The sequence below is a fragment of the Pseudomonas sp. TH08 genome (genome assembly GCF_016651275.1).
Classification (GTDB): Bacteria; Pseudomonadota; Gammaproteobacteria; order Pseudomonadales; family Pseudomonadaceae; genus Aquipseudomonas.
The window spans coordinates 1,361,727-1,380,000 of record NZ_JAEKEE010000001.1; the positions used below are offsets into that span (position 1 = coordinate 1,361,727).

Consider the following 18,274-nt stretch of genomic DNA (forward strand, 5'->3'; position numbering starts at 1 on the left):
TTTCAGGCGCGATCAACCGCGCTTGTAGACGATTTCCTTGGTCTTGCCTTCGCAGGTACCGACGACTTTGCCGTCGTGGGCGCCCTTGTCGACAATCTCCAGCGAATACCCGGAAACGCCCTTGGCATCCAGCTTCGCCGCGATCTCGCTTTTCAGCTCTTCACAAGGCTTGCCGGCAGCAAACGCACCACCCGCAAGGCTCAACAAACCTACTGCCAACATGAACTTCTTCATCGGTCGCACTCCCTGGTCGGATTAAAAGAGGCGGGCATCGGGTCGTTTACCCGATGCGCTCACCCTGTAGCGCTTTGCCATTCCTATGGCACTCGGCCAGCGCGCAAGTTCAGAAGCGTAGACCAAACTCAGCTACTGGCAATGCGGAAGCCGACTTTCAGTGTCACCTGAAAGTGTGCAGCCTTACCGTCCTTGATGTGGCCACGGGTATCGACCACTTCAAACCACTCCAGGTGCTTGATGCTCTTGTTGGCCTCGGCCAGCGCGTTGTTGATGGCGTCTTCGATGCTGCTGGCGGACGAACCGACCAGCTCGACTTTCTTGTACGTGTGATGGTCACTCATGGCGATCTCCTTGGCGTGTGAAATTGAGACTAGCAGTGAATCTGCACTGTTGAATTCGGTGGCTCTGCGCAGACGAAGTTCAGATTTTCTGCACTTTCTCAAACCGTTGAAGTCCCAAACAACACACGCCACTCATCACCAATGCAGGAGAGCCACCATGGCCAACACCTCTTTACGTAAAGCCTCGTTGCAAAGCATGGAAGCCGAGATCGAGAGTCTGCTCAAATCGTTGGAAAGCTTGAAAGACGACGCTTCAGACGAGTCGCGCAAGACCCTCAAAGCGCTGAAAAGCAATGCTGAAAGCGCGCTGAAACACTCGCGTCACCTGCTCAGCGACGCCTATGAAGAAGTCAAAGTGAAAACCCGTGAGACCGGGATCGCCACGCGCGATTATGCTCAGGAACATCCGTGGACGACCGCCGGTGTGGCGGTCGGTGCGATCGGTCTGCTAGCCGCTTATCTGCTGTTCAAGCGCGGCGAGTGATCGCTCTGGTGCAGCTCGTTCTTGAGCCATTGCGCCAGTTGCCGAGCGCGCCCGTCTGCGGCGCGCTTGGGTAGCCACAACGCCAGTTGCGCCGGGGTTTCACAGAAACCCCACGGCGCAACCAGGCGACCCGCTTTCAAATCCTCAGTCACCAACGGCTCCGGCGCGATGGCGACGCCAAGTCCTGCCACCGCTGCTTCCAGCAAGTAATACAAATGCTCGAAACCTTGCCCGAGCTTCAACGCCTTGGCGTCGAGGTGGTTTTGCTGTGCCCAGCTCGGCCACGCCTGTGGACGAGAAGTGGTGTGCAGCAGCGGTTCATTGAGCAGCGATGCGGCTGGCGCTGTTTGCAGGCGTTGATAGCCGCTGAACAGTGGGCTCATCACTGGGCCTATGCGTTCGGCGGCCAATTCGTAAACCTGCATGTCTGCCGGCCATGGCGGCTCGGCGAACAGTAGCAAGGCATCCAGCCCCGGACGCCGAGGATCGAGATCGCCTTCACCCGCTGAAAGGTGCAAGCGCAAGTCCGGCAGGTCGGCATTCAATCGGCCCAAGCGCGGAATAAACCAGCGTGCCAGCAGACTTCCGGAGCAACCGAGTACGAACGGCGCATCGGCGGTGCTTTGCGTCAGCTCTGCACAAACATTGCGCAAGCGGTCGAAGGCTTCGCCGCTGGCATCGCGTAAACGCACGCCGGCATCTGTGAGTTTCAAGCCGCGTCCATCCTTGACGAACAGACTTACACCCAGGTGTTCTTCCAGCACCTTGAGCTGACGACTGACCGCGCCATGGGTGACGTGCAGCTGTTCGGCGGCCTGACTGACGCTGTTCAGCCGGGCGGTGGCTTCGAACGCGCGCAAGGCGTTCAAGGGAGGAAGGTCATGGCTCATGGTATCTGTGAGTTTTCCTGACAGGTTGCAGCGATCTTATCGGTTTTCAGCATAGAAGGTCAGGGGTAGAGTGGGCGTCATTGTCTTTCGACCCGAATTCACCTGGAGCGACCCATGACCCAGACTTCGAACACCTCTGATCTGCGTAACGGCCCTGACGCCAACGGCCTGTTCGGCTCGTTCGGTGGCCGCTACGTGGCTGAAACCCTGATGCCGCTGATCCTTGATCTGGCCCGCGAATATGAAACGGCCAAGGAAGATCCGGCGTTCAAAGAAGAATTGGCCTACTTCCAGCGCGACTACGTCGGACGTCCGAGCCCGCTGTATTTCGCTGAACGCCTGACCGAGTTCTGCGGCGGCGCGAAGATCTACCTCAAGCGCGAAGAGCTGAACCACACCGGCGCGCACAAGATCAACAACTGCATCGGCCAGATCCTGCTGGCACGGCGCATGGGCAAGAAACGCATCATCGCAGAAACCGGCGCCGGCATGCACGGCGTGGCCACCGCCACCGTCGCTGCACGTTTCGGTCTGGATTGCGTGATCTACATGGGCACCACTGACATCGAACGTCAGCAGGCCAACGTGTTCCGCATGAAATTGCTCGGCGCTGAAGTGATTCCAGTCGTCGCCGGCACCGGCACCCTGAAAGACGCGATGAACGAAGCGCTGCGTGACTGGGTGACCAACGTCGACAGCACTTTCTACCTGATCGGCACCGTGGCCGGCCCGCATCCGTACCCAGCGATGGTGCGCGACTTCCAGGCCGTGATCGGCAAGGAAACCCGCGATCAGTTGCGAGCCCAGGAAGGTCGTCTGCCGGACAGCCTGGTGGCGTGCATCGGTGGCGGCTCCAACGCCATGGGCCTGTTTCACCCGTTCCTCGACGACAAGAGCGTCGAGATCATCGGTGTTGAAGCGGCTGGTTACGGCATCGAAACCGGCAAGCACGCCGCGAGCCTCAACGGCGGCGTTCCGGGCGTGTTGCACGGTAACCGTACTTTCCTGCTGCAGGACGACGATGGCCAGATCATCGACGCGCACTCGATTTCCGCCGGCCTCGACTACCCGGGCATCGGCCCGGAACACGCCTGGTTGCATGACATTGGCCGCGTTCAATACACCTCGGTGACCGACGACGAAGCCCTTGATGCGTTCCACAAATGCTGCCGCCTGGAAGGGATCATTCCTGCTCTGGAAAGCGCCCACGCCCTGGCTGAAGTGTTCAAACGCGCACCGTCGCTGCCGAAGGATCACCTGATGGTGGTCAACCTGTCCGGCCGTGGCGACAAAGACATGCAGACCGTCATGCATCACATGGAACAGTCTAAGCAGGAGAAACACTGATGAGCCGCCTGCAAACCCGTTTTGCCGAACTCAAAGAACAAAACCGCGCCGCACTGGTGACCTTCGTCACGGCCGGTGATCCGGACTACGACACCTCGCTGGCAATTCTCAAAGGCTTGCCGGGTGCCGGCGCCGACGTGATCGAATTGGGCATGCCATTCACCGATCCAATGGCCGATGGCCCAGCGATTCAGTTGGCCAATATCCGTGCACTGGGCGCCAAGCAGAACCTGGTGAAAACCCTGCAGATGGTTCGCGAATTCCGTGAAGGCAACAGCGACACGCCGCTGGTGCTGATGGGTTACTACAACCCGATCCACATGTATGGCGTGCCGCGCTTTATTGCCGACGCGAAAGAGGCCGGCGTTGATGGCTTGATCGTCGTCGACATGCCGCCAGAGCACAACGAAGAACTGTGCGACCCGGCGCAGGCTGCCGGCCTGGACTTCATCCGTCTGACCACGCCGACCACCGACGATGCGCGCCTGCCGAAGGTACTCAACGGCAGTTCCGGTTTTGTTTACTACGTGTCGGTTGCCGGTGTCACCGGTGCCGGCGCCGCGACGCTGGAGCATGTTGAAGAGGCGGTCACTCGTTTGCGTCGGCATACCGACTTGCCGATCAGCATCGGTTTCGGCATCCGTACGCCGGAACAAGCGGCATCCATCGCGCGTCTGGCAGACGGTGTGGTGGTGGGCTCGGCGCTGATCGATCACATCGCCAACGCGACCACGCCGGATCAGGCTATCGATGGTGTCCTGGGCCTGTGTTCGGCACTGTCCGAGGGCGTGCGTAAGGCTCGCGTCAGCTGAAGGTAAAGTTCCTGATACAGAGGAATTAGCGCCTCGCGGCACAGACTAATCCAGCAAGACCGAGGGATTCAGAACCACGTTCTGAATCCCTTTTTGCTGTCAGTGCAGTGAGGAAAGACCCGATGAAAATGCCGAAACGTCTGATTGCCGGACTGGGCGTGCTGATGATCAGTGCGACACCGTTGCTGGCCAGCGCCGATCAGCGCGGTGATTACGACCACGGCGGCCCGCCGCAGGGCCATTACGATAACCGCGGTGACAATCACGGTGACGACCACCGTGGCCCGCAAAACGACCACCGTGGCGGCCCGCCGCCGCGCGATTTTGGCCCTGTACGCCAGACGATCCGCGACAACCACGGCTACTTCGTGCGCGGTGCGCCGCCACCACCGGGCATTCATCTGGAACGTGGCCGGCCATTGCCGCACGGCTATTACGGTGAGCGCCTGGATGGTCGCGCGTTAGGTCGCTTGCCGGTGTATCCGGGCTATGAATGGCGCCGGGCGGGGGGCGATATCGTGCTGATCGCGGTGGGCACCGGGATCGTTTACGAAATCCTCGATGGGGTTTTGTATTAATCGTCTGATCTAACTGACAGTCCATTAACTGTGGTGAGGGGATTTATCCCCGATGGGCTGCGAAGTAGCCCCGAATCCGGCAAACACGGATGATCAGGTAAACCGTGTTCGTTGGGATTGCGACTGCTGCGCAGTCGGTCGGGGATAAATCCCCTCACCAAAAAGGTGTGGGTTAACCTTAGGTTCAGGGCAGTTCCAGTCCGCCCGAGGCTTTGTGCAATTTGCGCAAATGCTCGCCGATCTGCTTCACATTGGCCTCGCTGGCCGCAATCTCCGCAGCGCGCTTGGGCTCTAGCAACTTACGCACTTCAGCATCCAGATCACCGGACAGCACCAGCAGCTTTTTCTGCCGCTGACTGCTTTCATCCTCAAGCCGCTTGAACTCGCTCGGCTGTGGCAACCCATAACCACGACTATCAAGAAGCTCTGCCGGGCGGCTGAGGAAGCCGCTGTTGGCGAGGATTTCCTGCAAGGTCGCGTTAGCCTTGTCCATGCCGCCGTTCTCCAGCTCCCGGGCACCGAGGTAGCGCTGCTTGACCTCGTCCTGTGCCAGCAACAACTGACGGCGATAACTGGCCTGCTCCAGCAACAACAACGCGGCGCTGGTGCGCAGGTCGGCGCGCTCGAACCACTCGCGGCGTTGTTCGGCGGACAATGAAAGCCATTCTTCAACGGAGGTCTGTTTGATCGGCAGCTGTTTCTTCAGCACATCGAACATCGCCTGATAGCGATCGCGGAACGAGTCGAAGCGATATCCCAGGCGCAAGGCTTCTTTCGGGTCATCCAGTACGCTTGTATCCGCCAGACCGCGGCCCTTGAGCACTTCGAGCAAACCGTTGGGCATGATGCTGTCGAGACCGACCAGTTGCGCGTTGTTGCTGCCGCTGCGCAACAGTTTCAAACCTTCCACCGCGCAGTTGTTGGACAGGAAGAAGTAGTTGCCGTCGTAGCTCCAGTGCATCTCGGCGGCGTGCTCGACCACGCCTTCGATCTCGTCACGCGACAGGTTCAGCGGCACTGACGCAAGGCTGCGCAGTTCGGTTTTGGTGTATTCGTCGATGACCTGCGCGAGCGGCAATACGAACAGTCGCGAGGGGTACTTGCCGACCAGACCGTCCCAGCTCGACAACTGCACGTCGCCGACGAAGGCGCGGTACGACAACACCAGATGCTGATCGAGATCGAGCCGGCAGTCCGGGCCACGTGGACGGCCCGGCGCGCAGATCACCAGGCGCAACATGCTGTGGCCCCAGCGGCTGACCCAATTCTGGTTGGCCTCGGCCAGCAGGTAGTCGACGGCGTAGACCCGTTCCGGATCGACCTGCCCCAGCGGTTGCTTGGCGAAATCGTTGCCGGCATTGAGAAACGCGAAGGTCTTGCTGCAAGTGTCCTTGGCCGGCGGCGCCCAGCCAAAGTGCTCCTTGTAATAGCGATACAGCGCCGGGCGACGGCAGGCGTAGCTCGGGTCGAGGAGGAAATACTCCATGTTGACCGCAACGAACTCCTTGGGACTGGAGATCTCGTACAGATCCGGGCTGCGGGCGATCTGCCGATTGTGTTGTTCACGCTCACCACGCCGGCCGACGTATTGCTGCCAGCCGGCAAGGTCAAGCAGGCGAGGGTCATCGCTGAGAGTGAAGCGGCGACCGTTCTGACCACGGCACTCGTCGGGTATACCGACCAGCCCGGCGCTGTTGCTGCGTCGGGTGCAGCGCTGGATCAGCGTACGTTCGGCGGCTGGCCACAGGCGTGCGCGGTCATAAATGTGGGTGATTTCATGCAACACCGTGGCGAGCAGTTCCTGACGCACAGTGCCGTGGGGACGATTGGTTTTTTCTCTGGCTGCACTGCCGTCGGTGAGCCCGGCGAGCAATTTACGGTTCAGATCGAGTTCGGCGACCAGGGTGGCCTGGCCATAGGCATTGCCGGGCATGTCGTCGGTCCAGCCGACATCGATGCGCCGGTCCAGGCGCTCGATGAAACTCGGCGGCAGTTTCTGCATGGCCTCATCGATCAGCGCCTGACTGGCCTGTTGTTGAGCCGGACTCAAACCGTCGGTCTTGAGCCGCAGTTGCAGGCCGGCGTGGGCGCTGTTGCCAAGCAGCAACAACGCCCCGGCCAGTAGCCAGGCGCCGAGTGACTTCACAGCGCGAGAATGGCTTCGGCGAGCACCTGATCACTGGCGTCGCGTGCTTCCGGCACGCGAGTGCGCAAGGTGTTAAGCGCGGCTTCGAGGTGGGCGCCACGGATATCACCGTTGCTGGCGACGAAACTGGCGGCGTCGTCGTGAGCTTCGCGGATGATTTTCGAATCGCGGATCGACGTGGTGGTGTCGGAGGTGAAATCGATAGTGCGCTGGGAGGCACGAACGATGATGTTACTGGTGGCTACCAGGGTGTGCGCCTGGGCCACATCGGCCAACAAAAACAGGCCGAGGGCGGCAGCAATCAGCGGGCTACGCATGGAACGACTCCGGAAGGGCAAGGGTAACTGGGGACAGGATGACTATTGGACGAGAATTGCCTCTGCCAGTTCAAGGTCGCTGACATGAAGTTTTGGCCGCGTTTTGCGCAGGTAATGCAACGCGGATTCCAGCCGCGCGCCGCGCCATTCACCGTCACTGGCAACAAATGCGGCCGCGTCATCGTGGGCGGCGAGCAGCAGTTTACGGTCGAACGGTGCCGAAGACACCATGCCGGTCGCCCAAACGGAGACAACAGTGTTTTGCGTCGATACATCAAAGGCATCGGCTGAAGTCGCCCAGCAGGCTGTGAGCAATACGGAAGGGATAAACAGATTTGGCAGAAAACGCATAGGACTCGGTAACGGTTAGCGAGCCCCAACACTAGCGCAATGCCCGGGCCAGAGCCAGCGCCGAAACATCGGGACACGCACGACGTGTCCCGCAATGCCAGCAGCTTAGATGGTCAGAATAGCCTGAGCCAGCTGCGCATCGGTTGCTTGTAACTGTGGTGCCTGATGGCGAATGTGATCCAGCGCGCTTTCCAGCTTCACGCCACGGATTTCGCCTTCGCTGGCTACGAAGCTGGCAGCGTCGTCACGGGCGGCGAGGACGATTTTGTCGTCACGAAAGGAAGAGGAAACGTCGGAAGTGGCGTCGGACGAGGATTTCAGCGCACCGACAACGGCGTCGGTGGTAACGATGAAGCTGGTGGCACTGGCGTTGGCAGCCATTGCCAGCAGGGCAGCAGCGCTGAGCAGGCGAAGACGGGACATAGGGTAACTCCTGAGGATAAACCGTAGTGAGAGGTGGCTCGGTATCTGAGGAGTCAGACGCCGGTTGCACTGCATTCGCCACGTTCTGCGTGGATATTAGGCCCGGCGACGAGGTTCGCACAGTGGGCAAAATGCTAGCGCCAGAAGGGTTTCTCCATTTCATTCAGCCGATCGGCGTGGCTGAGACCCAGATCTGCGAGATCCCGACCCTCCAGTTGCGCCAACAGGCGCCGCGTCCTGGCGCGCTCCAGGGCTTGCCAGATATTGCGAAACACGCGGCGCAAAGGGTGGCTGCGCTGGGGCGCGCTGCTCGACATTGCTGAAACATCCTGTAAGTCGTTCATGACCTTTTCCTTTAGCCAAATAGGGTGAAGGGTCATGGTGAGCCTGATACAGGCAACGGAGCAGATACACCGGCGTAAAATTGTACTGGTTCAGAATCGATTTTATTAAAACTGTACTTGTGTTCGGCTCAGGTGCCTGTACCGGCCGTTTTCCGTGGTCAAAACGACAAAACCCGTCGTGGTTTCCCACGACGGGTTTTGTATTTTCAATTCGGGTTGCTGGCGGTGGGTCTAACGACCAGAGCCAGCGACGCTACTTAGCGCCAGAACGGCTTGCTCAGCTCTTCGTAGCGTTGTGCTTCGCTGATACCGGCGTCAGCCAGCAGACGCGAATCCAGACGAGCCAGTTGGTGGCGGCTGGAGATGCGGCGCTGCCACAACATCAGGTTGGCGATAACGCGCAGAGGCAGGGAAGCCTGGGTGTTTACAGCTTTGTCTTCGAAGAACAGTTCGGAACTGAGTGTACGTTCCATGGTTGACATCCTTCCGCTTGTGGCGGGATCAGGTAGTGGTTTGACTGGTGCCCATGATCCTCTCGTTTGCCTAGTCTCTCTAGATACAGTTCAACTGTATTGTGAGTGACCAGTTAACTGTTTAAAGACGGTGTACGGGTCAAAATTGAGCAAACTGTACCTGTCTGCACTTAAGTGGTGCATTTGTGCTTGAGTGGAGGGGTTTTGTAGGCAATTGCTGTAAGAATCGACCGGTACAGCAGTACAGTTTTTGTCGTTAAGACGGTTTGCGAAAATCCGCTGGAGCAAACTGTGTTTGCCCCAGCGGATTATCTGTGCGAGTTACACCGCCAACATGCGCCCGGTTTCTTCCAGGTTGATGTGCCAGCTCAACGCCTCACGCAGGATGTGCGGGGTGTGACCACCGATTGCACAAGCCGCCGTGAAGTAATCGTTCAAAGCCTTGCGGTAGTCCGGGTGTACACAGTTGTCGATGATCACCTGGGCACGTTCGCGTGGCGCCAAGCCACGCAGGTCGGCCAGCCCCACTTCGGTCACGAGAATGTCGACGTCATGTTCGGTGTGGTCAACGTGGCTGACCATCGGCACCACGCTGGAAATCGCGCCACCCTTGGCAATCGACTTGGTCACGAATACCGCCAGGTGCGCGTTACGCGCGAAGTCACCGGAGCCGCCGATGCCGTTCATCATCCGCGTGCCGCAGACGTGGGTGGAGTTGACGTTGCCGTAGATGTCGAACTCCAGCGCCGTGTTGATGCCGATGATGCCCAGACGACGCACCACTTCCGGGTGGTTGGAGATCTCCTGCGGGCGCAGCACCAGTTTGTCTTTGTACTTTTCCAGATTGCCGAACACGTCACTGTTACGGCGCTCCGACAGGGTGATCGAGCTGCCCGAAGCAAAGCTCAGCTTGCCCGCGTCGATCAGGTCGAAGGTCGAGTCCTGCAGCACTTCGGAGTACATGGTCAGGTCTTCGAACGGCGACTCGATCAGGCCGCACATCACCGCGTTGGCGATATTGCCGATCCCGGCCTGCAGCGGGCCGAGCTTGTTGGTCATGCGCCCGGCGTCGACTTCCTGCTTGAAGAAGGTGATCAGGTGATCGGCGATGGCATTGGTATCAGCGTCCGGCGACGACACGGTGGACGGCGAATCAGGCTGCTGAGTGATGACGATGGCAACGATCTTTTCCGGTGGAATAGGAATCGCAGTGCTACCGATGCGGTCGTCGACTTTTACCAGCGGGATCGGCGTGCGCGTCGGGCGGTAGGTCGGGATATAGATGTCATGCAGGCCTTCGAGGTTGGCGTTGTGCGCCAGGTTGATCTCGACGATGACCTGTTTGGCGAAAATCGCGAAGCTCGCCGAGTTGCCCACCGACGTGGTCGGCACGATGTGGCCTTGTTCCGTGATGGCCACGGCTTCGATCACCGCGATGTCCGGCAGCTTCAGTTGTTGGTTGCGCAGTTGCTCGACGGTTTCCGACAAGTGCTGGTCGATGAACATCACTTCGCCGGCGTTGATCGCCTTGCGCAAGGTGCTGTCGACCTGGAACGGCATGCGTCGCGACAGCACGCCGGCTTCGGTCAGTTGCTTGTCGAGGTCGTTGCCCAGGCTGGCGCCGGTCATCAGGCTGATCTTCAGCGGCGTGACCTTGGCCCGCTCGGCCAGTGCGTGAGGGACGGCTTTGGCTTCGCCGGCACGGGTGAAACCGCTCATGCCGACGGTCATGCCGTCCTCAATCAGAGCGGCTGCGTCGGCGGCGCTCATCACTTTGTCCAACAACGAAGGCAGGCGAATACGGTCACGGTACATGGATTATTATCTCGGGAAGCGAGTAGCAGGATGCGCAGTCTAGTGAATTTGACGGGCGCCTGTCCCGCTACCAAGGTCGCAAACGAGGCGTCTATTTAGCGGGTTTCAAGTAAAACACCGTTACTGGATCTGCAACAACGCGGCATATTGTCCGACTGTTTGCACAAACAAAAACGCCCCGATAAGTCGGGGCGTTCGGTATTGCAGCGGGGAGTTACTCGACCGCTTTGACCATGTCTTCGATGACTTTCTTCGCGTCGCCGAAGACCATCATGGTCTTGTCCAGGTAGAACAGTTCGTTGTCCAGACCGGCATAGCCGCTGGCCATCGAGCGCTTGTTGACGATGATGGTCTTGGCCTTGAACGCCTCGAGAATCGGCATGCCGGCAATCGGCGATTTCGGATCGTTCTTCGCGGCCGGGTTGACCACGTCGTTCGCGCCGAGCACCAGCACCACGTCGGCCTGACCGAACTCGGAGTTGATGTCTTCCATCTCGAACACCTGGTCATAAGGCACTTCGGCCTCGGCCAGCAGGACGTTCATGTGCCCTGGCATACGCCCCGCGACCGGGTGAATCGCATACTTCACGGTCACGCCACGGTGGGTCAGCTTCTCGGTCAGCTCTTTCAGCGCATGTTGTGCACGCGCTACCGCCAGGCCGTAACCCGGAACGATGATCACGGTGTCGGCGTTGGTCAGCAGGAAGGTTGCGTCGTCAGCCGAGCCGGATTTCACCGGACGGGCCTCTTTCGCACCGGCCGGACCAGCGTCGGCCGTGTTGCCGAAACCGCCGAGCAGTACATTAAAGAAGGAACGGTTCATCGCCTTGCACATGATGTACGAGAGGATCGCACCGCTCGAACCCACCAGAGAGCCGGCAATGATCAGCATCGAGTTGTTCAGCGAGAAGCCGATACCCGCCGCCGCCCAGCCCGAATAGCTGTTGAGCATCGATACCACGACCGGCATGTCCGCGCCGCCGATCGGGATGATGATCAGCACGCCCATCACGAACGCCAGCGCCAGCATCAGCGCGAAGGCGGTGAGGTTGCCGGTGAACATGAAAGTCAGGCCGAGTGCCAGCGTCGCCAGACCCAGCACCGCATTCAGTTTGTGCTGACCGGTGAACTGTACTGGTGCGCCCTGGAACAGACGAAACTTGTACTTGCCCGAGAGCTTGCCGAAGGCGATCACCGAACCAGAGAAGGTAATCGCACCGATCGCAGCACCGAGGAACAACTCCAGACGGTTACCCGTAGGGATCGAGTCGCCCAGTTGCTTGACGATGCCCAGCGATTGCGGCTCAACCACCGCGGCAATGGCAATGAACACTGCCGCGAGGCCGATCATGCTGTGCATGAACGCGACCAGTTCCGGCATCTTGGTCATTTCAACGCGCTTGGCCATGATCGAACCGGCGGTGCCGCCGATCAGCAGGCCGACGATGACGTAGCCGATGCCAGCGGTAGCGAGTTCAGCGCCGAGCTTATAGATGAGGCCGACGGTAGTGAGAATGGCCAATGCCATGCCGAGCATGCCGAACAGGTTGCCGCGCCGCGATGTGGTCGGGTGCGACAGGCCTTTGAGGGCCTGGATAAAGCAGATCGACGCGATCAGGTAGAGCGTCGTGACAAGATTCATGCTCATTACTTCGGCGCCTCTTCTTTTACTTTCGGGGCTTTCTTCTTGAACATCTCAAGCATGCGGCGGGTGACCAGGAAACCACCGAACACGTTGACCGCTGCCAGTGCCACAGCGAGAGTGCCCATGGTTTTGCCCAGCGGCGTAACGGTCAGTGCGGCGGCGAGCATGGCGCCGACGATCACGATCGCCGAGATGGCGTTGGTCACTGCCATCAACGGCGTGTGCAGTGCAGGTGTAACGTTCCAGACCACGTGGTAACCGACATAAATCGCCAGCACGAAGATGATCAGGTTGTAGATACCGGGGGAGATAAGCTCTTCCATCGTCTGAATCCCTGCTTAGGCGTTTTTGCGGATGACTTGGCCGTCGCGGCACATCAGGCACGCGGCGACGATGTCGTCTTCGAGGTTGACGTCGAACTGGCCTTCTTTAGTGAAAACCAGCTTGAGGAAGTCCAACAGGTTGCGTGCGTACAGCGCCGAAGCGTCTGCAGCGACTTCGCCGGCCAGATTGGTCGGGCCGCAAATGGTCACGCCATTCTCGATCACGACCTGATCGGCAACGGTCAGCGGGCAGTTGCCACCCTGAGCCGCCGCGAGGTCGATGACCACCGAACCCGGCTTCATCTGCGCCACGGTCTCTGCGCTCAACAGCGTCGGCGCCTTGCGACCCGGAATCAGTGCGGTGGTGATGACAATGTCAGCCTGCTTGGCGCGCTCGTGCACGGCCTGGGCCTGACGCTGCATCCAGCTCGCCGGCATGGGCCGCGCGTAACCGCCGACACCGACCGCGCATTCACGCTCTTCATCGGTCTCGTAAGGCACGTCGACGAACTTGGCGCCGAGGGATTCAATCTGTTCCTTCACTGCCGGACGCACGTCGGACGCTTCGATCACTGCTCCCAGACGTTTCGCCGTGGCAATCGCCTGCAACCCGGCCACACCCGCGCCGAGAATCAGCACGCGCGCCGCTTTCACGGTGCCCGCAGCCGTCATCAGCATTGGCATGAAGCGCGGATAGTGGTGAGCGGCCAGCAACACAGCCTTATAGCCGGCAATGTTCGCCTGCGACGACAACACATCGAGACTCTGCGCCCGCGAGGTGCGCGGCGCCGCTTCGAGGGCGAACGCGGTAATGCCGCACTCGGCCATCTTCGCGATGGTTTCGTTGTTGAACGGGTTGAGCATGCCAACCAGCACCGTACCGCGCTTGATCAGCGACAGTTCGGCATCGCTGGGGGCGACCACTTTGAGAATCAGCTCGGCGCCAAACGCGTCATTGGCACTGCCAATGGTTGCGCCTGCCGCTTCATAGGCACTGTCGACCACACTGGCTTTAACGCCGGCGCCGGTTTGCACAGTGACCTTATGACCTTGGCCGATCAGCTTTTTAATGGTTTCCGGGGTTGCAGCAACCCGTGTTTCACCGGTCTGGGTTTCGAGAGGAACACCAATGTGCACGTCAAATCTCCTGCGTGATCTTATTGAGTAAACCCATGCACTACGGATGGTGCGACTGGGGCGGCCGATCAGCACGATCCCGCCAAATCAGGGCGGGGCGCGGCATTTTGCAGGCGAACTTTATGCCCTTCAAGGGATTATGACGGGTGACGGAAAATTAACTACAAGTCATCCCGTGACCGAATGTCGCACTTGACCACTTGAATCCCTTGTAAGCCGTGCTGTTCAAGGATTCTGGCTGAATTTGAAAAAATTTCTCATCGGCGACGTGAATAGGCAGTAATGAGTCGTGCATGGAGGCTCAAAGCCACGTCGTCAGGCGCTTGTGGGACGTCTGTACGACTTTCGGATACAGTCGCTGAATATGCGACAAATACTTATATCTGTAGTGCTTTGATTTTTCTGACTACGAGGTCAGCTAAGGCTGTAAGCCTTTATCCTTCTAGGCTGTAGCTCTGCGCCTGATTTACCAACCAGTCGCGAAATGCCTTCAGAGACGCCGATTCGACTTTTCGCTCAGGAATCATCAGGTAATAGGCCTTGATGCTGGAGAGCGCTTGCGGGTTGGCAATCACCAAGCGTTTCTCGGCCAGTTCACGCTTAATCAGGAACGGTGGAATCAGCGCAATCCCCATGTCGTGCATGGCCGCTTGGGCGAGCATGGAGAATAGCTCGTAGCGCGGACCTGTCATGTCGCGGGGGATATTCAGGTGTTGCGAGTTGAACCACTGGCGCCAGGCATAGGGACGAGTGGTCTGTTGCAGCAGCGGCAGTTCGGCAATCTCATCGGCTGTCAGAAGCGTCTCGTTGCCGAGTAGGGCAGGGCTGCACACCGGCATCGGATTCTCGCCCATCAGCCTGTGGGATTCAGTACCCGACCAATCGGCATCGCCGAAGTAGATCGCCGCGTCGAATTCGGTATCGGCAAACAGAAAGGGGCGGGTGCGGTTAGTCAGGTTGACCGTGACTTCCGGGTGCTGGAGCTGGAAATCCTTGAGACGTGGGAGCAGCCATTGGGTGCCAAAGGTCGGCACCACCGCCAGTTCGATCACATTGGTGCCTTGCTGGCCCATCACCGAGAGAGTGTCGCGTTCGACTGCATCCAGTTGCGTCGCGACGCGGCGGCTGTAGGAAAGTCCTGCTTCGGTCAGCTTCACGCCCCGCCGCGAGCGTCGGAACAGTTCCACACTCAGGAAATCCTCCAGGGTGGCGATCTGTCGGCAAATGGCCCCCTGAGTGAGGGAAAGTTCTTCGGCGGCCCTGGTGAAGCTTTCGTGTCGAGCGGCTGCTTCAAAGCTGATCAAAGCGGTGGTGCTGGGGATCTTCCTGCGCATGTACGTCAACCTCACTAATGCGCCGCATAAAAGGCATTCAGCGACGTTTCGAAGTGAGAAATTAGCACAACAGGATGCGAAATCCTCGTTTGCCGCGACGGCGAACCGCGCCTAGGATCAATGCCACGTTAATTCACCCGATTTACGAGGACACACTCATGGGCGGTAAAGCTAGCTTCAACTGGATCGATCCCCTGCTGCTGGATCAACAGCTCACCGAAGAGGAGCGCATGATCCGCGACACCGCCGAGCAGTTCGCTCAGCAGAAGCTCGCGCCGCGCGTTCTTGAAGCTTTCCGTCATGAGAAGACTGATCCGGCGATATTCCGCGAAATGGGCGAAGTCGGTCTGTTGGGCGCAACCATCCCAGAGCAATACGGTGGCAGCGGGCTCAACTACGTCAGCTACGGTCTGATTGCTCGTGAAGTGGAGCGTGTCGACTCCGGCTACCGTTCGATGATGAGCGTGCAATCTTCGTTGGTGATGGTGCCGATCAACGAATTCGGTACCGAAGCCCAGAAACAGAAATACCTGCCGAAACTGGCTTCCGGCGAGTGGATCGGCTGCTTCGGCCTGACTGAGCCGAACCACGGTTCCGACCCGGGCGCGATGATCACCCGTGCACGCAAAGTCGATGGCGGTTACAGCCTGACTGGCGCGAAGATGTGGATCACCAACAGCCCGATCGCCGATGTGTTCGTGGTCTGGGCCAAGGACGATGCTGGCGACATCCGTGGTTTCGTGCTGGAAAAAGGCTGGAAAGGTCTGAGCGCTCCGGCGATTCACGGCAAAGTCGGCCTGCGTGCGTCGATCACCGGTGAGATCGTCATGGACAACGTGTTCGTACCGGAAGAGAACATCTTCCCGGACGTGCGCGGTCTGAAAGGCCCGTTCACCTGCCTCAACTCTGCACGCTACGGCATCTCCTGGGGTGCGCTGGGCGCCGCCGAGTTCTGCTGGCACACCGCTCGCCAGTACACGCTGGATCGTCAGCAATTCGGTCGCCCATTGGCCGCTACTCAATTGATCCAGAAGAAACTGGCCGACATGCAGACCGAAATCACTCTGGCACTGCAAGGCTGCCTGCGTCTGGGGCGTATGAAGGATGAAGGCACGGCCGCCGTTGAAATCACTTCGATCATGAAGCGCAACTCGTGCGGCAAGTCGCTGGACATCGCCCGTATGGCTCGCGACATGTTGGGTGGCAACGGTATCTCCGACGAGTTCGGCGTGGCGCGTCACCTGGTCAACCTGGAAGTGGTGAATACCTATGAAGGGACCCACGACGTTCACGCGTTGATCCTTGGTCGTGCGCAAACCGGTCTGCAGGCGTTCTATTAATAGGAGAGCGACCATGGGCGCGCTGTCGCATCTGCGGGTACTGGATTTATCGCGAGTATTGGCCGGGCCCTGGGCCGGGCAGATTCTTGCTGACCTTGGCGCGGAGGTGATCAAGGTCGAGCGCCCGGGCAATGGTGATGATACGCGCGCCTGGGGCCCGCCCTTCCTTAAAGACACTTATGGCGAGAATACGACAGAGGCGGCTTATTACCTGTCGGCCAACCGCAACAAGCAATCGGTGACCATCGACTTCACCCGCCCTGAAGGGCAGAAGCTGGTGCGCGAGCTGGCGGCGAAGTCGGACATCCTCATCGAGAACTTCAAGGTCGGTGGCCTGGCGGCATATGGATTGGATTATGAGTCGCTGAAGGCAATCAATCCGGATCTGATTTACTGCTCGATTACCGGATTCGGCCAGACCGGGCCCTATGCCAAGCGAGCCGGGTATGACTTCATGATTCAGGGGCTTGGCGGGCTGATGAGCCTGACCGGTCGTCCCGAGGGTGAGGAAGGTGCTGGCCCGGTGAAGGTAGGGGTGGCGCTGACTGACATTCTGACCGGTCTCTATTCGACGGTGGCGATACTCGCAGCACTCGCTCACCGTGATCATGACGGTGGTGGCCAGCATATCGATATGGCATTGCTGGATGTGCAGGTGGCGTGTCTGGCCAACCAGGCAATGAACTACCTGACGACGGGCAACGCGCCTAAGCGTCTGGGTAATGCGCATCCAAACATCGTGCCCTATCAGGACTTTCCTACGGCTGACGGTGATTTCATTCTTACCGTTGGTAATGACGGGCAGTTCCGCAAATTTGCTGAGGTGGCCGGGCAACCGCAATGGGCGGATGACCCAAGGTTCGTTACTAATAAGCTGCGGGTGGCAAATCGGGCGGTGCTGATTCCGTTGATCCGTCAGGCAACCGTGTTCAAGTCCACTGCCGAGTGGGTCACTCAGCTGGAGCAGGCGGGTGTGCCATGTGGTCCGATCAATGACTTGTCGCAGGTGTTCGAGGATCCGCAGGTGAAGGCTCGCGGGTTGGCGATAGAAATGCCGCACGCGTTGGCAGGGATGGTGCCTCAAGTCGCCAGCCCGATTCGGATGTCGCAGACGCCGGTCGAGTATCGTCGTGCCCCTCCTATGCTGGGTGAGCATACGTTGGAGGTTTTGCAGCGAGTGCTGGGCTTGGGCGCCGGTGCGGTGGCTGATTTGAAGACGGCTGGGGTGCTTTGATTCCTCCTTCTATATAGAAGGCTCTGTGATTCCTTCGTTTATATCGATGTAATTGGGTGTTTTTTAGTCAATCTGCAAGTGATTGAAAGAAAAGCGAAATTAACGGTTGACGGCAGATTCTGGACGTCTATAATTCGCCCCACTTCCGGCGCAGTCGAAACGGAAAACTCCTTGAGATTCAATGAGTTATGTAGGTTTCGGCGGTAGGTTGCTTCAGTTCATCGAAGCCTGGAAGGAGTTGGAAATGCCGGTTGTTATGGCGCTTTCAACGTTTCGATCTTCTCGGTCGAAAGCGGAGAAAAAGAGGTGTTGACAGCAGCGTGTAACGCTGTAGAATTCGCCTCCCGCTGACGAGAGATCGGAAGCGCAAGTGGTTGAAGTTGTTGAAGAATTCTTCGAAAACTTCTGAAAATAATCACTTGACAGCAAATGAGGCTGCTGTAGAATGCGCGCCTCGGTTGAGACGAAAGATCTTAACCAACCGCTCTTTAACAACTGAATCAAGCAATTCGTGTGGGTGCTTGTGGAGTCAGACTGATAGTCAACAAGATTATCAGCATCACAAGTTACTCCGCGAGAAATCAAAGATGTAACCAACGATTGCTGAGCCAAGTTTAGGGTTTCTTAAAAACCCAAAGATGTTTGAACTGAAGAGTTTGATCATGGCTCAGATTGAACGCTGGCGGCAGGCCTAACACATGCA

General features: G+C 58.7%; 20 protein-coding genes and 1 rRNA gene (1 of these 21 running past the window's edge). 7 read left to right on the top strand and 14 right to left on the bottom strand.

Annotated features, from left to right (window positions below):
* Window positions 1-12: 12 nt before the first annotated feature.
* Window positions 13-234, bottom strand: a complete 222-nt coding sequence (locus JFT91_RS06435) for a DUF1161 domain-containing protein (RefSeq protein ID WP_201229649.1) — start codon at window positions 232-234, stop codon at window positions 13-15.
* A 128-nt stretch (window positions 235-362) separates the two neighbouring features.
* Entirely contained in the window at window positions 363-578 is a 216-nt protein-coding gene (locus JFT91_RS06440; protein ID WP_007911688.1) for a dodecin, read from the bottom strand.
* A gap of 157 nt (window positions 579-735) precedes the next feature.
* Between JFT91_RS06440 and JFT91_RS06445 the strand changes: the two genes are divergently transcribed.
* Window positions 736-1,062: an ElaB/YgaM/YqjD family protein gene (locus JFT91_RS06445; RefSeq protein WP_007911686.1), complete on the top strand. Its 327-nt coding sequence runs from the start codon at window positions 736-738 to the stop codon at window positions 1,060-1,062.
* On the opposite strand, the gene JFT91_RS06450 is transcribed toward JFT91_RS06445, so the two are convergent.
* Window positions 1,035-1,952: a LysR family transcriptional regulator gene (locus JFT91_RS06450; RefSeq protein WP_201229650.1), complete on the bottom strand. Its 918-nt coding sequence runs from the start codon at window positions 1,950-1,952 to the stop codon at window positions 1,035-1,037. The genes JFT91_RS06445 and JFT91_RS06450 overlap by 28 nt on opposite strands.
* 114 nt (window positions 1,953-2,066) lie before the next feature.
* Here JFT91_RS06450 and trpB point away from each other — a divergent pair, with 114 nt between their 5' ends.
* The 3 genes from trpB (at window position 2,067) to JFT91_RS06465 (ending at window position 4,689) form a co-directional block, all read left to right on the top strand.
* A complete protein-coding gene (gene trpB / locus JFT91_RS06455; RefSeq protein ID WP_201231862.1) occupies window positions 2,067-3,299 on the top strand; it encodes a tryptophan synthase subunit beta in 1,233 nt (410 codons plus the stop codon).
* A complete protein-coding gene (gene trpA, locus JFT91_RS06460; RefSeq protein WP_201229651.1) occupies window positions 3,299-4,111 on the top strand; it encodes a tryptophan synthase subunit alpha in 813 nt (270 codons plus the stop codon). The genes trpB and trpA overlap by 1 nt, the downstream gene beginning before the upstream one ends.
* Before the next feature lie 122 nt (window positions 4,112-4,233).
* A complete protein-coding gene (locus JFT91_RS06465; RefSeq protein WP_201231863.1) occupies window positions 4,234-4,689 on the top strand; it encodes an anti-virulence regulator CigR family protein in 456 nt (151 codons plus the stop codon).
* A gap of 184 nt (window positions 4,690-4,873) precedes the next feature.
* Here JFT91_RS06465 and JFT91_RS06470 read toward each other — a convergent pair whose 3' ends face one another.
* The 11 genes from JFT91_RS06470 to JFT91_RS06520 all read right to left on the bottom strand — a co-directional run bounded on the left by JFT91_RS06470 (window position 4,874) and on the right by JFT91_RS06520 (window position 14,997).
* Window positions 4,874-6,835: a DUF7844 domain-containing protein gene (locus JFT91_RS06470; RefSeq protein WP_201231864.1), complete on the bottom strand. Its 1,962-nt coding sequence runs from the start codon at window positions 6,833-6,835 to the stop codon at window positions 4,874-4,876.
* Complete coding sequence (locus JFT91_RS06475) at window positions 6,832-7,152, bottom strand: DUF2388 domain-containing protein (protein WP_034152281.1); 321 nt, start codon at window positions 7,150-7,152, stop codon at window positions 6,832-6,834. The genes JFT91_RS06470 and JFT91_RS06475 overlap by 4 nt, the downstream gene beginning before the upstream one ends.
* A gap of 42 nt (window positions 7,153-7,194) precedes the next feature.
* Window positions 7,195-7,503, bottom strand: a complete 309-nt coding sequence (locus JFT91_RS06480) for a DUF2388 domain-containing protein (RefSeq protein WP_201231865.1) — start codon at window positions 7,501-7,503, stop codon at window positions 7,195-7,197.
* Window positions 7,504-7,608: 105 nt separating this feature from the next.
* Window positions 7,609-7,926, bottom strand: coding sequence for a DUF2388 domain-containing protein (locus JFT91_RS06485; RefSeq protein ID WP_201199420.1), 318 nt, complete (start codon window positions 7,924-7,926; stop codon window positions 7,609-7,611).
* A 134-nt stretch (window positions 7,927-8,060) separates the two neighbouring features.
* Entirely contained in the window at window positions 8,061-8,270 is a 210-nt protein-coding gene (locus JFT91_RS06490) for a DUF1127 domain-containing protein (RefSeq protein WP_201199422.1), read from the bottom strand.
* Between the two features lie 257 nt (window positions 8,271-8,527).
* Window positions 8,528-8,743, bottom strand: coding sequence for a DUF1127 domain-containing protein (locus JFT91_RS06495; protein ID WP_007911656.1), 216 nt, complete (start codon window positions 8,741-8,743; stop codon window positions 8,528-8,530).
* A gap of 321 nt (window positions 8,744-9,064) precedes the next feature.
* Window positions 9,065-10,558 (bottom strand): succinyl-CoA:acetate CoA-transferase ScpC, encoded by a 1,494-nt coding sequence (scpC, locus tag JFT91_RS06500; RefSeq protein ID WP_201231866.1) that lies wholly within the window; start codon window positions 10,556-10,558, stop codon window positions 9,065-9,067.
* 214 nt (window positions 10,559-10,772) lie between these two features.
* The gene (locus JFT91_RS06505) at window positions 10,773-12,206 is read right to left on the bottom strand and encodes an NAD(P)(+) transhydrogenase (Re/Si-specific) subunit beta (RefSeq protein WP_201229661.1); all 1,434 of its coding nucleotides are present in this window, start codon (window positions 12,204-12,206) and stop codon (window positions 10,773-10,775) included.
* Window positions 12,206-12,526 (bottom strand): NAD(P) transhydrogenase subunit alpha part 2, encoded by a 321-nt coding sequence (locus JFT91_RS06510; protein WP_003187417.1) that lies wholly within the window; start codon window positions 12,524-12,526, stop codon window positions 12,206-12,208. The genes JFT91_RS06505 and JFT91_RS06510 overlap by 1 nt, the downstream gene beginning before the upstream one ends.
* Before the next feature lie 15 nt (window positions 12,527-12,541).
* Entirely contained in the window at window positions 12,542-13,663 is a 1,122-nt protein-coding gene (locus JFT91_RS06515) for a Re/Si-specific NAD(P)(+) transhydrogenase subunit alpha (RefSeq protein ID WP_201231867.1), read from the bottom strand.
* 434 nt (window positions 13,664-14,097) lie between these two features.
* Window positions 14,098-14,997, bottom strand: coding sequence for a LysR family transcriptional regulator (locus tag JFT91_RS06520; RefSeq protein WP_201231868.1), 900 nt, complete (start codon window positions 14,995-14,997; stop codon window positions 14,098-14,100).
* A 158-nt stretch (window positions 14,998-15,155) separates the two neighbouring features.
* Here JFT91_RS06520 and JFT91_RS06525 point away from each other — a divergent pair, with 158 nt between their 5' ends.
* The 3 genes from JFT91_RS06525 to JFT91_RS06535 all read left to right on the top strand — a co-directional run.
* Window positions 15,156-16,337 (top strand): acyl-CoA dehydrogenase, encoded by a 1,182-nt coding sequence (locus JFT91_RS06525; RefSeq protein ID WP_095049508.1) that lies wholly within the window; start codon window positions 15,156-15,158, stop codon window positions 16,335-16,337.
* Between the two features lie 13 nt (window positions 16,338-16,350).
* Window positions 16,351-17,571: a CaiB/BaiF CoA transferase family protein gene (locus tag JFT91_RS06530; protein WP_201231869.1), complete on the top strand. Its 1,221-nt coding sequence runs from the start codon at window positions 16,351-16,353 to the stop codon at window positions 17,569-17,571.
* 644 nt (window positions 17,572-18,215) lie between these two features.
* A 16S ribosomal RNA gene (locus JFT91_RS06535) occupies window positions 18,216-18,274 on the top strand; it runs 1,478 nt beyond the window's last position.